We start from the raw sequence: 14752 nt of genomic DNA on the forward strand, positions 1-14752 counted from the left end.
CATGCACATCCGCCGCCGTCACTCCGCCATCCTTCTCCTTTCCGGCTGCGCCCTTGCTGCTGCTTGGCCCACCGTCACGATGGCGCAGGACATGCCGCCGACGCGACAGCAACAGGCCGGCTCCTATGCCGACTTCATCGCCGAGGCATCTCGCCGCTTCGGCATCCCGGTCGCCTGGATACGCGCCGTCATGCGTGCCGAAAGCGCCGAGGCGGTGCGCGCGATCTCGCCTGCCGGCGCGATGGGGCTGATGCAGATCATGCCCGACACATGGGCGGATTTGCGCATCCGCTATCATCTCGGCGGCGGCCCTTACGATCCGCACGATAACATCCAGGCAGGTGCGGCCTATCTCCGCGAACTGCACGATCGCTACGGAGCGCCGGGCTTCCTTGCCGCCTACAATGCCGGGCCGCGCCGCTACGACGAATATCTCACGGCGGGACGACCATTGCCCGCCGAGACACGCGCCTACCTGGCCGCGCTCGCGCCGGTAGTCGGCGGCGGCGAGATGGCCGATCCGGTCATCGCCGCTGCCGCCGATCCGCTGTCATGGACCCGCGCACCGCTGTTCGTCGCGCGAAGGGATACTCCATCCAATGCCGATCCCGTGCAGATCGCCGCGCGCCCGAACGACACGCCGACCGCACCGTCAGTGCGCGAGATTCCCGCCGACACGCCGCGTCAGGATGGCCTCTTCGTCACACGCACCGATGCCGGGAGGCCGCGATAATGGCGGGGGCCTCAGATCGTGCTCTGGCGTGGCATGTCGTGCTCTGGAGGGCAGAAAGGACGGAGACAGCAAACACAACCGACCGATGGCAGGATAAAGGGCCGCGATGTGCGGCCTTGGGCGGTTGTGGTTTTTCAAGGGCTTACGCGACGATTTCGCGAGGTACGCCCGAGGGGCGCAGCCTGCGCCCTCGGCGCTTTCGCAGCTATTTCAACGTCATCGCGCGATGTGCGGGGTCCCGGCCATGACTGGCGAGGACGATTTCCGCATCCGGCTTGGCCGCATCCGCTCCACCCACGCGCAGCAAGCCAGGCCGTTCATCGCCCAGGCGCTCGCTGCCGCGCAAAGGGCCGGCGGAACGGTCTCGCGGAAAGGCACGATCAGCTCCGGCCATCGCTCCCGCTTCGGCCGAGGCCAGCGCGCGTCCGTGCAGGCCAACCGGCTTATCACCTCGCGCTCGCGTGGCGCCGTCGTGAAGGCGCGCGTCGTCCGCAACAACGGACGCAGTGCGCCGCTCGCCACCCATCTCAACTATCTCCGCCGCGAAGGCGTGACCCGCGATGGAGAAAAGGCCCGGCTATTCGGGCCGGAGACCGAGAATGCGGACGCGCGCAGCTTCGCCGAGCGGTGCGATGACGACCGCCACCATTTCCGGTTCATCGTGTCGCCGGACGATGCGGTGGAGATGGCGGACCTCAAATCCTTCACCCGCGATCTGGTCGGGCAGATGGAGAAGGATCTCGGGACCGAACTGGATTGGGTCGCCGTCGATCACTGGAACACCGAACATCCCCACGTTCATCTGATCGTGCGAGGCGTCCGCGACGACGGCGAGAACCTCGTCATCTCGCGCGACTATATCAAGGAAGGAATGCGCGACCGGGCGCGCGACCTCATCACCCAGGAACTCGGCCCGCGCACCGATCAGGAAATTCGCCGCGCGATCGAGAGCCAGGTCGAAACCGAACGCTGGACCAATCTCGACCGCCAGCTCGCGCGCGACGGCTATCGCACCGGCGTCATCGATATGGCGCCGCATCCCGATAGGCAGCCTGACGAATTCCATGCCCTCAAAGTCGGTCGGTTGCGCAAGCTCGAATCCCTCGGCCTTGCCGACCCGATCGGTCCCGGCCAATGGGCGCTGTCGGAGAAGGCCGAAGCAACCTTGCGCGAGCTGGGTGAACGCGGCGACATTATCAAGCGCATGCATCGTGGTCTCACCGAGCGCGGCATCGAGCAAGGTGCCGCGAACTATGTACTGGCGGGTGAGAGCCTCGACGATCCCATCGTCGGCCGGTTGGTGGATCGTGGCCTTGACGACGAGCTGAAGGGCACGGCCTACGCCGTGGTCGATGGTGTGGACGGGCGCACCCACCACATCAAGTTTCCCGATCTCGACGCTGCCGGCGACAGCGCGCCAGGCTCCATCGTCGAGCTGCGCAAGTTCGACGACGCGCAGGGCCGGCGACGGGTGGCGCTCGCCGTCCGCTCCGACCTCGACATTGAGGCGCAGGTTACGGCGTCGGGCGCCACCTGGCTCGACCGCCAGGCCATCGCGCGCGAGCCGGCCACGCTAGGCGAAGCCGGCTTCGGTGCCGAGGTACGCATGGCGATGGAGCGCCGCGCCGAGCGCCTGATCGAACAGGGCTTCGCCGAACGGCATGGCCGCAGCGTAATCTTCAGCCGCAACCTGATCGACACCTTGCGGCGGCGCGAGATGGAAACGCTCGGCGAAAAGCTCGCCGCAGAGACCGGACGCTCGTTCACCCAATCCGCCGCCGGTGAATATGTCGCCGGCACCTATAGCCGACGCTTCGCCCTCAGCTCGGGCCGCTTCGCCATGATCGACGACGGTCTTGGCTTCGAGCTCGTGCCCTGGACGCCCTCGCTCGACAAGCAGCTCGGCCGCCACGTCTCGGGCGTCGCGCGCGGCGACGGCGGCATCGATTGGGGCTTCGGACGAAAGCGCGGACTCGGCCTGTAGCGCCGCTTTCAGAAAAGGAGTTCACGACCATGCCTGCCACGAAAATCCTTTGGGGTCCGATCATCGTCGTCTCGTTGATCGTCCTGTTCACGACCTGGGGCGCGACGCAATGGACGGCCTGGGAACTCGGCTTCCAGACACAGCTTGGAGCGCCGTGGTTCCGGCTGCTCGGAATGCCCGTCTATTACCCGCCTGCCTTCTTCTGGTGGTGGTATTTCTATGACGCCTATGCACCCGCGATCTTCGTTCACGGAGCCTATATCGCGGCGTCGGGCGGATTCCTGTCGATCGCTGCTGCGATTACCATGTCGGTCTGGCGGGCGCGCGAGGCGAAGACTGTCGAGACCTACGGCTCGGCGCGCTGGGCGCAGCCCGACGAGGTGAATGATGTCGGCCTGCTGGGGCCGGACGGGGTGCTGCTTGGCAAGCTGGAGCGCGCCTATCTGCGCCATGACGGTCCTGAGCATGTGCTGTGTTTCGCGCCGACGAGATCGGGCAAGGGCGTGGGCCTCGTGATCCCATCGCTGCTCACCTGGCCGGGCAGCGCCATCGTGCATGACATCAAGGGCGAGAACTGGCAGCTCACCGCCGGTTTCCGCTCACGGCACGGCCGCGTGCTGCTGTTCGATCCGACCAACCGGAAGTCCGCCGCCTACAATCCGTTGCTGGAGGTGCGGCGCGGCGAATGGGAGGTGCGCGACGTGCAGAATATCGCGGATATTCTCGTCGATCCAGAAGGGTCGTTAGAGAAAAGAAACCATTGGGAAAAAACCAGCCACGCGCTGCTCGTCGGCGCGATCCTCCACGTCCTCTATGCGGGCGAAGACAAGACGCTGGCGGGCGTCGCCGCTTTCCTGTCGGACCCGAAGCGCCCGATCGAATCCACGCTGGCGGCAATGATGAAAACGCCCCATCTCGGCGAGGCCGGCGTCCATCCCGTCGTCGCCTCGGCCGCGCGCGAGCTGCTCAACAAATCCGACAACGAGCGGAGCGGCGTGCTCAGCACCGCCATGTCGTTCCTGGGATTGTATCGCGATCCTGTCGTCGCCGAGGTGACACGCCGCTGCGACTGGCGGATCACCGATCTTGTCGGCGGCGCGCGCCCGGCGACGCTCTACCTCGTCGTGCCGCCCAGCGACATCAACAGGACGAAGCCGCTGATCCGGCTCCTCCTCAATCAGATCGGGCGCAGGCTCACGGAAGATTTGCAGGCCAAGGCGGGACGCCATCGCCTGCTGCTCATGCTGGACGAGTTTCCGGCGCTCGGCCGGCTCGACTTCTTCGAGTCGGCATTGGCCTTCATGGCGGGCTACGGAATCAAATCCTTTCTGATCTCGCAGTCGCTGAACCAGATCGAAAAGGCTTACGGCCCGAACAATTCGATCCTCGACAATTGTCATGTGCGCGTCAGCTTTGCCACCAATGATGAAAGGACGGCGAAAAGGGTGAGCGACGCGTTGGGCACCGCGACCGAGATGAAGGCGATGAAGAATTATGCCGGCCATCGCCTCTCGCCCTGGCTCGGCCATTTGATGGTGTCGCGCTCGGAGACCGCCCGCCCGCTGCTTACCCCCGGCGAGGTGATGCAGCTCCCGCCAGCCGACGAGATCGTCATGGTTGCGGGCTTGGCTCCGATCCGGGCAAAGAAGGCGCGCTATTACGAAGACCCACGCTTTCAGGAACGTATCCTGCCGCCGCCAGCGCCGACCCGGCCGGACAAGCCACGGCCCGACGATTGGAGCGCGCTGCCGATGCCCCCGGCGCCGGAATTGCCCGCTGCCGATCGAGCCACGCAGCAAGACGACGATGATCCGACCGGATCGGAACGCCGCCGGCAACCTGAGTTGAACCACATGGAAACCGTCGAGAAGAAGGAGCCGCTCGACAACCAATTTGCAGCCGACCTCGATGACGACGAGCCGGACGATGCCGCCCGCGTCGGTCGGATGCGCGAGATCATGCAGAGCGTCGCGCGCCAGGCTCCGCTGGATCGCGGCGACGGACTGGATATGTGAGGCGCGGCCGATGAAGAAGCAGCGCCTTTCCGTCTATCTGGACTCCGACGTGATGAAATCGCTCGCGGACTATGCCGCGCGCCGCGACCAGTCTCGTTCGCTGATCGCCGAGGCCGCGATTGCATCCTTCCTGTCGCCCGATGCCGCCGAGCGGCAGGAAGCGGCCACGGCCAAACGCCTCGACCAGCTTGATCGCCGCATGACCCGCATGGAACGCGATCTCGGCATCGCCGTCGAAACGCTGGCCGTTTTCGTGCGGTTCTGGCTGACCACGAATCCCCCCTTGCCGGAGCCGGCCCAGGCCGCCGCGCGCGCCAAGGCCGGCGAACGCTATGACGCTTTCGTCAATGCGCTCGGTCGCCGACTCGCCAAGGGGCCGAAGCTGCGCCAGGAGATTTCCGAGGACATATCGGGCGCACCCGCACCCGAATAAGCGTCCGGGCGTCGATCTCAAGTATCGACCGATTCCACCTACAGCCTGTTTTTCTACGCTACACTACGACGATCACATTCCGGTTGTTGCCTCGCCCCATTTCTTGCCTCTTCTACTCATCCCCGACCCAGGGCCGTCCTCGCGCGGTCCCGAACAAGGAACGGGGACGAGATGGTTTCTCACCAGAATTCGGAGGCGATGAACCGGGGCGCGCGCATGTTGCGCACGGCCCTCGGCCCGGCCATCGCCCGGTTCCTGGAAGACGCCAAAGTCGTCGAGGTGATGCTCAACCCCGATGGGCGGCTCTGGATCGACCGGCTCTCCGAAGGGCTCGCCGACACGGGTGAGCGGCTGTCACCGGCCGATGGCGAACGTATCATCCGCCTGGTCGCGCACCATGTCGGCGCCGAGGTTCACGCGGGTAGTCCGCGCGTGTCAGCCGAGTTGCCGGGCACCGGCGAACGGTTCGAGGGCTTGCTGCCGCCCGTCGTCACGGCGGCGACCTTCGCCATCCGCAAGCCCGCCGTCGCTGTCTTCACCCTGCTGGATTACGTGGCCGCCGGCATCATGTCGGCGGAGCAATCCGATATCCTCCGCCGCGCCGTCGCATCCCGCGCCAACATTCTCGTCGCGGGCGGCACCTCGACCGGCAAGACCACGCTCACTAATGCCTTGCTGGCGGAAGTGGCGACGACCGGCGATCGCGTCGTCATCATCGAGGATACGCGCGAGCTGCAATGCACCGCGCCCAACCTCGTCGCCATGCGGACCAAGGATGGCGTCGCCTCGTTGTCCGATCTTGTCCGCTCCTCGCTTCGCCTGCGCCCCGACCGCATCCCGATCGGCGAGGTGCGAGGCAGCGAAGCCCTCGATCTCCTGAAAGCCTGGGGCACCGGCCATCCCGGCGGCATCGGTACCATCCACGCCGGCAGCGCCATCGGCGCGCTGCGCCGGCTCGAACAGCTCATCCAGGAAGCCGTCGTCACGGTCCCGCGCGCGCTGATCGCGGAAACCATCGACCTCGTGGCGGTCCTCGCCGGCCGTGGCTCCGCCCGCCGCCTCGCCGAACTCGCGCGCGTCGAAGGGCTCGGCGGCGATGGCGATTACCGCGTCACCCCCGCAGTCCCAGCCACAGGAGACCCCGCATGATCCACCGCCTGTCCACTCTGCGCCGCAGGATCGCGACCACAATATCCGCCGCCGCGCTCAGCATCCTGCTCGCTCCGGCCGCCTACGCTTCCGGCTCGTCGATGCCGTGGGAACAGCCGCTCCAGCAGATCGAGCAGTCGATCGAGGGGCCGGTCGCCAAGGTTGTGGCCGTCATCATCATTATCGTGACGGGCCTGACCCTGGCTTTCGGCGATACCAGCGGCGGCTTCCGCCGGCTGATCCAGATCGTGTTCGGCCTGTCGATCGCGTTCGCCGCCAGCTCGTTCTTCCTCTCGTTCTTCAGCTTCGGCGGCGGGGCGCTGGTGTGATGGCCGGCGCGCTCGACGAGACCATCCCCGGCTTCACCGTGCCGGTGCATCGCGCGCTGACCGAGCACATTCTGCTCGGCGGCGCCCCGCGCTCCGTCGCCATCCTGAACGGCACGATCGCCGCGGCGCTGGGCCTCGGCCTGCGCCTCTGGCTGGTCGGGATCGGCATCGGCGCGATTGGGCATTTCGCCGCCGTGTGGGCCGCCAAGCGCGACCCGCAATTCGTCGATGTCGTGCGCCGGCATCTGCGCATCCCCAGCCACTTGTCGGTCTGAAGGTGCGGCCATGATGAACCTTGCCGAATATCGCCGCGCCTCGTCCCGCCTCGCGGATTTCCTGCCGTGGGCCGCCCTCGTCGGCGAGGGCGTCGTGCTCAACAAGGATGGTTCGCTGCAAAGGACGGCGCGGTTTCGCGGTCCCGATCTCGACAGCGCCGTCGCGGCCGAGCTGATCGCCGTCGCCGGCCGGCTCAACAATGCCTTCCGCAGATTGGGGAGCGGCTGGGCGATCTTCGTGGAGGCGCAGCGCGAGGGCGTCGGCGCCTATCCCGCGAGCCGTTTTCCCGACGCCGCGTCCGCCCTGGTCGATGCTGAGCGCAAGGCGGATTTCGAGGAAGAAGGCGCCCATTTCGAGTCCCGTTATTTCCTGACCTTCACCTATCTGCCGCCGGCCGAGGACGCCGCCCGCGCCGAAAGCTGGCTCTACGAGGGCAAGGCGTCACAGGGCGTCGATGCCTATGAGATTCTGCATGGCTTCACCGACCGCACCGGCCGCATCCTCCAGCTCATCGAGAGCTTCATGCCGGAGTGCGCCTGGCTCGACGACGCCGAGACTCTGACCTATCTGCACTCGACCGTCTCGACCAACCGCCAGCGCGTGCGCGTCCCCGAGACGCCGATGTATCTCGACGCGCTGCTTGCCGATCAGCCGTTCACAGGTGGACTCGAACCACGCCTCGGCAACGCGCATCTGCGCATCCTCACCATCGTCGGCTTCCCGACAGTGACGACGCCGGGGCTGCTCGACGATCTCAACCGGCTCGCTTTTCCCTATCGCTGGAGCACGCGCGCGATCCTGCTCGACAAGACCGACGCGATCCGCCTGCTCACCAGGATCAGGCGGCAATGGTTCGCCAAGCGCAAGTCGATCGCCGCGATCCTGAAGGAGGTGATGACCAACGAGGCGTCGGTGCTGGTCGATACCGACGCCTCCAACAAGGCTGCCGATGCCGACCTCGCCCTTCAGGAATTGGGCGCCGACTATGCCGGCCAAGCCTATGTGACGGCGACCGTCACCGTCTGGGACGACGATCCGCGTGTCGCGGCCGAGAAGCTGCGGATGGTCGAGAAGGTCATCCAGGGCCGCGACTTCACGGCCATGCCGGAGACCGTCAACGCGGCCGACGCCTGGCTCGGCAGCTTGCCGGGCCACGTTTACGCGAATGTCCGGCAGCCGCCGGTCAGCACGCTCAATCTCGCCCACATGATCCCGCTCTCGGCGGTGTGGGCGGGCGCGGCGCGGGACGAGCATTTCGGTGAGCCCCCCTTGCTCTACGGCAAGGCCGAAGGCTCCACCCCGTTCCGGTTTTCCATTCATGTCGGGGACGTCGGGCATCAACTCATCGCCGGACCGACCGGCTCCGGCAAATCCGTGCTGCTCGCGCTGATGGCGCTCCAGTTCCGCCGCTATCGCGGCTCTCACGTCTTCGCCTTCGACTTCGGCGGCTCGATCCGTGCCGCCGCGTTGGCGATGGGCGGCGACTGGCACGATCTCGGCGGCGGCCTGACCGAAGGCTCCGAGACCTCCGTCGCGCTCCAGCCGCTCGCGCGCATCCATGACACCTATGAGCGGGCCTGGGCCGCCGACTGGATCGTCGCGATCCTCGTGCGCGAAGGCGTGACGATCACGCCGGAGGTGAAGGAGCATGTCTGGACGGCGCTGACCTCGCTCGCCAGCGCGCCCGCGAGCGAGCGGACGATCACCGGCTTCACCGTCCTGCTCCAGTCGAACGATCTGAAACAGGCGCTGCGGCCCTATTGCGTCGGCGGTCCCTACGGACGGCTGCTCGACGCCGAGGACGAACATCTCGGCGAGGCGTCCGTCCAGGCGTTCGAGATCGAGGGCCTTGTCGGCACCGGCGCCGCGCCCGCCGTGCTGGCCTATCTGTTCCACCGCATCGACGATCGGCTCGACGGCTCGCCCACCTTGCTCATCATCGACGAGGGATGGCTGGCGCTCGACGACGACGACTTCGCCGGCCAGCTCCGCGAATGGCTGAAGACCCTCAGGAAAAAGAACGCCTCGGTCATCTTCGCCACGCAGAGCCTGTCGGACATCGAGGGGAGTCCGATTGCGCCCGCGATCATCGAGAGCTGCCAGACGCGCATCCTCCTCCCCAACGAGCGGGCGATCGAGCCGCAGATCACCCGCATCTATCGGCAGTTCGGCCTCAACGACCGCCAGATCGAGATCATCGCGCGGGCCATGCCCAAACGCGATTACTACTGCCAGAGCCGCAGGGGCAATCGCCTGTTCGAGTTGGGCCTGTCGGACGTGGCGCTGGCGCTGTGCGCCGCCTCGTCGAAGACCGACCAGGCCGATATCGCCCGCATCCTCGCCGAGCATGGCCGCGATGGATTCCTCGCGGCCTGGCTCCGCCACCGGCAGGTCGATTGGGCCGCCGACCTCATTCCCGATCTCACCAACCTGGAGATACCGTCATGATTGTCCGTCGCTCGCGTGGAGCGTTGCTCGCCGCGTCCATACTCGCCGTTCCCGTCGCGCTGTCACCGATGCTGGCGACGCCGGCCGCCGCGCAATGGACGGTGTTCGACCCGACCAACTATGTGCAGAACGTGCTGACCGCCGCGCGCGAGCTTCAGCAGATCAACAATCAGATTCAACAGATCGAGAACCAGACCCAATCCCTGGTCAATCAGGCCCGAAACCTCGCGAGTATGCCCTATTCGCTGGTCTCGACCATCACCAGCCAGATTCAGCGCACCGAGCAGCTCATCAGCCAGGCCCAGCGCATCGCCTACAGCGTCTCGTCGATCGACCAGGCGTTCACCCAGAATTACGGCGCGATCAATCTCAACCTCAGCCAGCAGCAGATGATCGCACAGGCGCAGCAGCGTTGGCAGACATCCGTTTCGGGCTTGCAGGACGCGATGCGGATGCAGGCCACGGTGGTCGGCAACATCACGACCAACCGCGCCACGGTGACGACGCTCGGGGCGTCCAGCCAGTCCGCGACGGGAGCGTTGCAAGCCGCTCAGGTGAACAACCAGCTTCTCGTTCAAATCTCGCAGCAGCTCTCCGACCTCATCGCCCTGGAGGCAGCGAACGGTCGCGCCCGTGCGCTCATCGACGCAGCCAAGGCCACCAACCAGAACCAGGGGGCGACGCAGCTCTCCACCTTCCTCACGCCCGGCGTCGGCTACCAGCCCGGCAACGTCCAGATGTTCCACGGCAACTGAGGCTGGCGATGGACGGGAAAACGCTTGCCCGGCTGGGCGCTGTGATCTTCGTCGCGCTCGCGATCACCGCGACCGTGATCGACATGACCCGCAAGGGGACGGCGCCGACCGAGGCGAGCGTGCCGTCCGCTGTTGAACCCAACACCGATCCGCTGCGCGACGAGCTGATCCGCTGCCAGCTCCTCGGCGAAGCCGGCGCACACGACGCTGCCTGCCTGCGCGCCTGGGCCGAGAACCGGGGCCGCTTCCTCGCGCCCGATGCGCGCCCCGAGGCCAGGCTGCCCGAGCCGATCGCCCCCGCCAAGCCGGAGGCTCGATAGAACCATGCACGGCACCGGCGTCATCGACCAGTTCCTCAACACCTTCACGACCTATATCGACAGCGGCTTCGGCCTTCTCAGAGGCGAGGTCGGCTTCATCGCCACGACGTTGATCGTCATCGACGTGACGCTCGCGGCGCTGTTCTGGTCCTGGGGCGCGGACGACGACATCATCGCACGCCTGGTCAAGAAGACGCTGTTCGTCGGCGTGTTCGCCTACATCATTTCCAACTGGAACAATCTCGCCCAGATCATCTTCGAGTCCTTTTCCGGCCTCGGCCTGAAAGCCGCCGGATCGAGCCTCTCGGCCGCCGACTTCCTCCGGCCCGGTCGCATCGCGCAGGTCGGACTCGATGCGGGCCGGCCGTTGCTCGCTTCGATCTCCGGCCTGATGGGCTATGTCTCCTTCTTCGAGAATTTCATCCAGATCGCGGCGCTGCTGTTCGCCTGGGTGATGGTGCTGCTCGCCTTCTTCATCCTTGCCATCCAGCTCTTCGTGACGCTCATCGAATTCAAGCTGAGCACGCTCGCGGGCTTCGTCCTCATCCCCTTCGGCCTGTTCGGCAAGTCCGCCTTCATGGCCGAGCGCGTGCTCGGCAACGTCATCAGTTCCGGCATCAAGGTGCTGGTGCTGGCCGTGATCGTCGGGATCGGATCGACGCTGTTCTCGCAATTCACCACCGCGAACGGCACGCACTTCAGCATCGACGACGCAATGACGATCGTGCTTGCGGCCTTGTCGCTGCTCGGCCTTGGCATCTTCGGTCCCGGCATCGCCAACGGCCTGGTGTCGGGCGGCCCGCAACTCGGCGCGGGCGCCGCTATCGGTGTCGGCATGGCGGCCGGCGGTGTTGTCGCGGCTGGCGCCGCTGCCGCTGGTGCTGCGGCCTCTGGCGGAGCTGCCCTTGTCGGCGGAGCTGCCGCCGCAGCGCGTGCCGGCGCCTCGATGGCGGGCGGCGCCTCGACCGCCTACAGCCTGGGCGCAGCCGGCCAGTCGGGCGCGGCCGGCGTCGCCTCCGGCCTTGGAGGGGTTGCACGCGCCGGTTTCGGTAGCGCCACCTCGCCGCTGCGCCGCGCGGTGGGCCGCGCCGCCGACAGCATGAAATCGAGCTTCGCCGAAGGCGCCCGATCGGCGGCCGGAGACACGGGCGGCGCCTCGACGATGGGCACGGTCGGCGGCGAAGCCGAGGCCGCCAGCAATACATCCGCCACCGGCACATCGACCGACGGGTCATCCGCCGCCGGTACGCCCGCCTGGGCGAAGCGCATGAAGCGCTCCCAGCAGATCACGCATGGCGTCCAGACCGCCGCCCATGCCGTCCGTTCCGGTGACGGACACAGCGGCGGCTCTTCCGTCAATCTTTCCGGAGGCGACCGCTGATGTTCAAACGACCCGCCGCGCATTACGGCAAGACACCCCAGCCCGAGACACCCTATCAGCGGGCCGCCCAAGCCTGGGACGACCGCATCGGCTCGGCCCGCGTGCAGGCCCGCAACTGGCGCTTCATGGCGTTCGGCTCGCTCGCCTTGTCGGCCGGCTTCGCCGCCGCGCTGGTCTGGGAGACGGCGCGCGGCACGGTCGTCCCCTGGGTCGTGCAGGTCGATCGTCTCGGTCAGGCGCAAGCCGTGGCGCCGGCACAAGCCGGCTACACGCCGAGCGACCCGCAGATCGCCTTCTACCTTGCGCGCTTCGTCGAGGAAGTGCGCAGCATCCCAGCCGATCCGGTCATCGTGCGCCAGGACTGGCTGCGCGCCTACGACTTCACGACCTCGACCGGCGCCGTCGCGCTCAACGAATATGCCCGCGCCAACGACCCCTTCGCCAAGGTCGGCCGGCAGCAGATCGCGGTCGATGTCTCCAGCGTCATCCGGGCGTCGCCCGGCTCGTTCCGCGTCGCCTGGACCGAGCGCCGCTATCAGGACGGCGCGCTCGCCGACACCGCGCGCTGGACCGCGATCATCTCCGTCGTCGTCCAGACACCCGGCGACGCCGACACGCTGCGGAAGAACCCGCTCGGAATCTACGTCAACGCCATCAACTGGTCACGGGAGCTTGGGCAATGAAGCCGTCTTGTCCGATTGCCGGAAACCCGGCTTTGCTTACAATCGCATATCCGCGTTTCCGCATCTCCGCGCTGCCGCTTGTGCTGCTTTCCGCATCCGCGCTTGCCGGCTGCGCCATGGCGCACCAGCCGCCGGAGATCTCCTACGACAATGCGGCGCCCGCCGTCCTGGCCGCCGATCCCCCGGCGCCTGTGCAGGTGGTGGAATTGCCGAAGCCGCTGCCGCTGCCCGGCCAGTTGAAGCCGGTCGAGCGGGGCAAGCTGCCGCCGGAGCCGGCCGACCCTGCCGCGCGCATCAACCAGGCGAACGCCGCCGCGCGCGTGCAGCCGGTGCGCGATGGCTTCATCAACGCCATGCAGGTCTATCCCTTCACCGATGGCGCGCTCTATCAGGTTTATTGCGCCGTGGGCGAGATCACCGACATCGCGCTCCAGCCGGGCGAGCAACTCGTCGGCTCCGGCCCGGTGGCGGCCGGCGACACGGTGCGCTGGATCATCGGCGACACACAGAGCGGGACCGGGGCGACCACCCAGGTCCACATCCTGGCCAAGCCCACACGGCCCGAGCTGGTGACGAACCTCATCATCAACACCGACCGGCGCACCTACCACATGGAGCTGCGCGCGGGCGAGAAGACCTACATGGCGTCGGTTTCCTGGCAATATCCGCAGGATCAGCTCATCGCGCTCCGCCGGCAGAATGTCGAAGCTCAGGCCGCGCAGCCAGTCGCCACGGGCGTCGATCTCGCCCGCATCAATTTCCGCTACGCGATCGAGGGCGACCGCGCGCCCTGGCGGCCGCTGCGCGCCTTCGACGATGGACGGCAGGTCTATATCGAGTTTCCGACCGGCATCGCCCAGGGCGAGATGCCTCCGCTGTTCGTGGTCGGCTCCTCCGGCAAGACATCCGAGCTGGTGAACTACCGCGTGCGCGCCAACTACATGATCGTCGATCGGCTGTTCGCCGCCGCCGAACTCCGGTTCGGCGACAAGGAGTCCGAGAAGCGCGTGCGGATCGTCCGTAACGATGGAAGGCCGGCGTCATGAGCGAAGCCGAACCTCACGAGCAGGAGGAAGCCGCACCGCCCGCCGACGCCGCTACCCCGATGCGGCTTCGTGGCGCGACGCCGCGCGTCACCCGCCTCTCGCGCAAGGCGCTGGCCGGGATCGGTCTGGTCGCCAGCGTCGGCATCGGCGGCGCGTTGATCTATGCCCTTCAGACGAACCACACCGGCAAGTCGGGGCAGGAACTCTACTCGACCGACAACCGCGCGACGGCGGATGGTCTCGCGGGCCTGCCGCACGACTATACAGGCGTGCCGCAGCTCGGCCCGCCACTGCCCGGCGATCTCGGGCGCCCGATCCTCAATGCGCAGAACCGGGGCCAGGACGTGCCGGCGCCCGCGATCGGCGCCCCGAATCCCGGCCTGAGTGCCGAGGAACAGCGGCGGCTTCAGGAACTCGAAGCCGCGCGAACCAGCAAGCTGTTCTCGGGCGCCGAGGGACGCACCGCAACGGCGGGCATCAGTTCCGCACCCAATCCGCAGCCCGCGGCCACGCTCGCCAATCTCGGGCTTGCGCCGTCCACAGCGACGCCCACGGCGCAGGATCGACAAACCGCCTTCCTGACGGCCGACCCCGACCGCAAGACGGTGGCGCCCGACCGCGTGAAGGCGCCGGCTTCGCGGAATATCCTCCAGGCTGGCGCGGTCATTCCCGCCGCGATGATCACCGGCATCCGCTCCGATCTTCCCGGCCAGATCACGGCCCAGGTGACTGAGAATGTCTATGACAGCCCGACCGGCCATATTCTCGTCGTGCCCCAGGGCACCCGCGTCATCGGCCAATACGACAACAATATTGGCTTCGGGCAAAGCCGCGTGCTGCTCGTCTGGAACCGGCTGATCTTCCCCAATGGCCGCTCGATCGTTCTCGAGCGCCAGCCCGGCGCCGACGCCGAGGGCTACGCCGGTCTCGAGGATGGCGTCGATTATCATTGGGGCGAGTTGTTCAAGGCTGCCTTGCTCAGCACTATCCTCAGCGTGGGATCGGAAGCCGGCTATTCCGGCAATGAAAGCGACATTGCCCGCGCGCTACAGCAGGGCGCGTCCAACAGCACTAGCCAGATCGGCCAGCAGATCGTCGGCCGCCAGCTCAGTATCGCGCCGACGCTTACGATCCGGCCTGGGTTCCCGGTTCGGATCGTTGTTACACACGATCTTGTCCTCGAGTCTTACGGAGGCTGAC

General features: G+C 66.9%; 14 protein-coding genes. All 14 read left to right on the forward strand.

The window, feature by feature from the left end:
- Position 1 precedes the first annotated feature (1 nt).
- The 14 genes from AB4Z24_RS08185 to AB4Z24_RS08250 all read left to right on the forward strand — a co-directional run bounded on the left by AB4Z24_RS08185 (position 2) and on the right by AB4Z24_RS08250 (position 14751).
- On the forward strand, positions 2-733 hold the full coding sequence (locus AB4Z24_RS08185; RefSeq protein WP_441707315.1) for a lytic transglycosylase domain-containing protein: 732 nt from the start codon (positions 2-4) through the stop codon (positions 731-733).
- A gap of 244 nt (positions 734-977) precedes the next feature.
- Positions 978-2717, forward strand: coding sequence for a relaxase/mobilization nuclease domain-containing protein (locus AB4Z24_RS08190; protein ID WP_441707317.1), 1740 nt, complete (start codon positions 978-980; stop codon positions 2715-2717).
- A gap of 29 nt (positions 2718-2746) precedes the next feature.
- Positions 2747-4732 (forward strand): conjugal transfer protein TraG, encoded by a 1986-nt coding sequence (locus AB4Z24_RS08195; protein WP_441707318.1) that lies wholly within the window; start codon positions 2747-2749, stop codon positions 4730-4732.
- Positions 4733-4742: 10 nt separating this feature from the next.
- Positions 4743-5165: a CopG family transcriptional regulator gene (locus AB4Z24_RS08200; RefSeq protein WP_441707320.1), complete on the forward strand. Its 423-nt coding sequence runs from the start codon at positions 4743-4745 to the stop codon at positions 5163-5165.
- Positions 5166-5336: 171 nt separating this feature from the next.
- Positions 5337-6314 carry a P-type conjugative transfer ATPase TrbB gene (trbB, locus tag AB4Z24_RS08205; protein ID WP_441707322.1) on the forward strand — a complete coding sequence of 326 codons (978 nt, stop codon included), beginning with the start codon at positions 5337-5339 and terminating at the stop codon, positions 6312-6314.
- Complete coding sequence (locus AB4Z24_RS08210; RefSeq protein ID WP_441707324.1) at positions 6311-6643, forward strand: TrbC/VirB2 family protein; 333 nt, start codon at positions 6311-6313, stop codon at positions 6641-6643. Before trbB ends, AB4Z24_RS08210 begins: the two co-directional genes overlap by 4 nt.
- Positions 6643-6918, forward strand: coding sequence for a VirB3 family type IV secretion system protein (locus tag AB4Z24_RS08215; RefSeq protein WP_441707325.1), 276 nt, complete (start codon positions 6643-6645; stop codon positions 6916-6918). Before AB4Z24_RS08210 ends, AB4Z24_RS08215 begins: the two co-directional genes overlap by 1 nt.
- A gap of 10 nt (positions 6919-6928) precedes the next feature.
- Positions 6929-9367: a conjugal transfer protein TrbE gene (gene trbE / locus AB4Z24_RS08220; RefSeq protein WP_441707327.1), complete on the forward strand. Its 2439-nt coding sequence runs from the start codon at positions 6929-6931 to the stop codon at positions 9365-9367.
- Entirely contained in the window at positions 9364-10122 is a 759-nt protein-coding gene (trbJ, locus tag AB4Z24_RS08225; RefSeq protein ID WP_441707329.1) for a P-type conjugative transfer protein TrbJ, read from the forward strand. Before trbE ends, trbJ begins: the two co-directional genes overlap by 4 nt.
- A gap of 8 nt (positions 10123-10130) precedes the next feature.
- Complete coding sequence (gene trbK-alt / locus AB4Z24_RS08230) at positions 10131-10442, forward strand: putative entry exclusion protein TrbK-alt (protein ID WP_441707331.1); 312 nt, start codon at positions 10131-10133, stop codon at positions 10440-10442.
- Between the two features lie 4 nt (positions 10443-10446).
- The gene (trbL, locus tag AB4Z24_RS08235) at positions 10447-11823 is read left to right on the forward strand and encodes a P-type conjugative transfer protein TrbL (protein WP_441707332.1); all 1377 of its coding nucleotides are present in this window, start codon (positions 10447-10449) and stop codon (positions 11821-11823) included.
- Positions 11823-12506, forward strand: coding sequence for a conjugal transfer protein TrbF (trbF, locus tag AB4Z24_RS08240; RefSeq protein WP_441707334.1), 684 nt, complete (start codon positions 11823-11825; stop codon positions 12504-12506). The genes trbL and trbF overlap by 1 nt, the downstream gene beginning before the upstream one ends.
- The gene (gene trbG / locus AB4Z24_RS08245) at positions 12503-13552 is read left to right on the forward strand and encodes a P-type conjugative transfer protein TrbG (protein ID WP_441707336.1); all 1050 of its coding nucleotides are present in this window, start codon (positions 12503-12505) and stop codon (positions 13550-13552) included. Before trbF ends, trbG begins: the two co-directional genes overlap by 4 nt.
- The gene (locus tag AB4Z24_RS08250; protein ID WP_441707338.1) at positions 13549-14751 is read left to right on the forward strand and encodes a TrbI/VirB10 family protein; all 1203 of its coding nucleotides are present in this window, start codon (positions 13549-13551) and stop codon (positions 14749-14751) included. Before trbG ends, AB4Z24_RS08250 begins: the two co-directional genes overlap by 4 nt.
- Position 14752 lies beyond the last annotated feature (1 nt).

This window comes from Hyphomicrobium sp. 2TAF46, from assembly GCF_052114865.1.
Classification (GTDB): Bacteria; Pseudomonadota; Alphaproteobacteria; order Rhizobiales; family Hyphomicrobiaceae; genus Hyphomicrobium_B.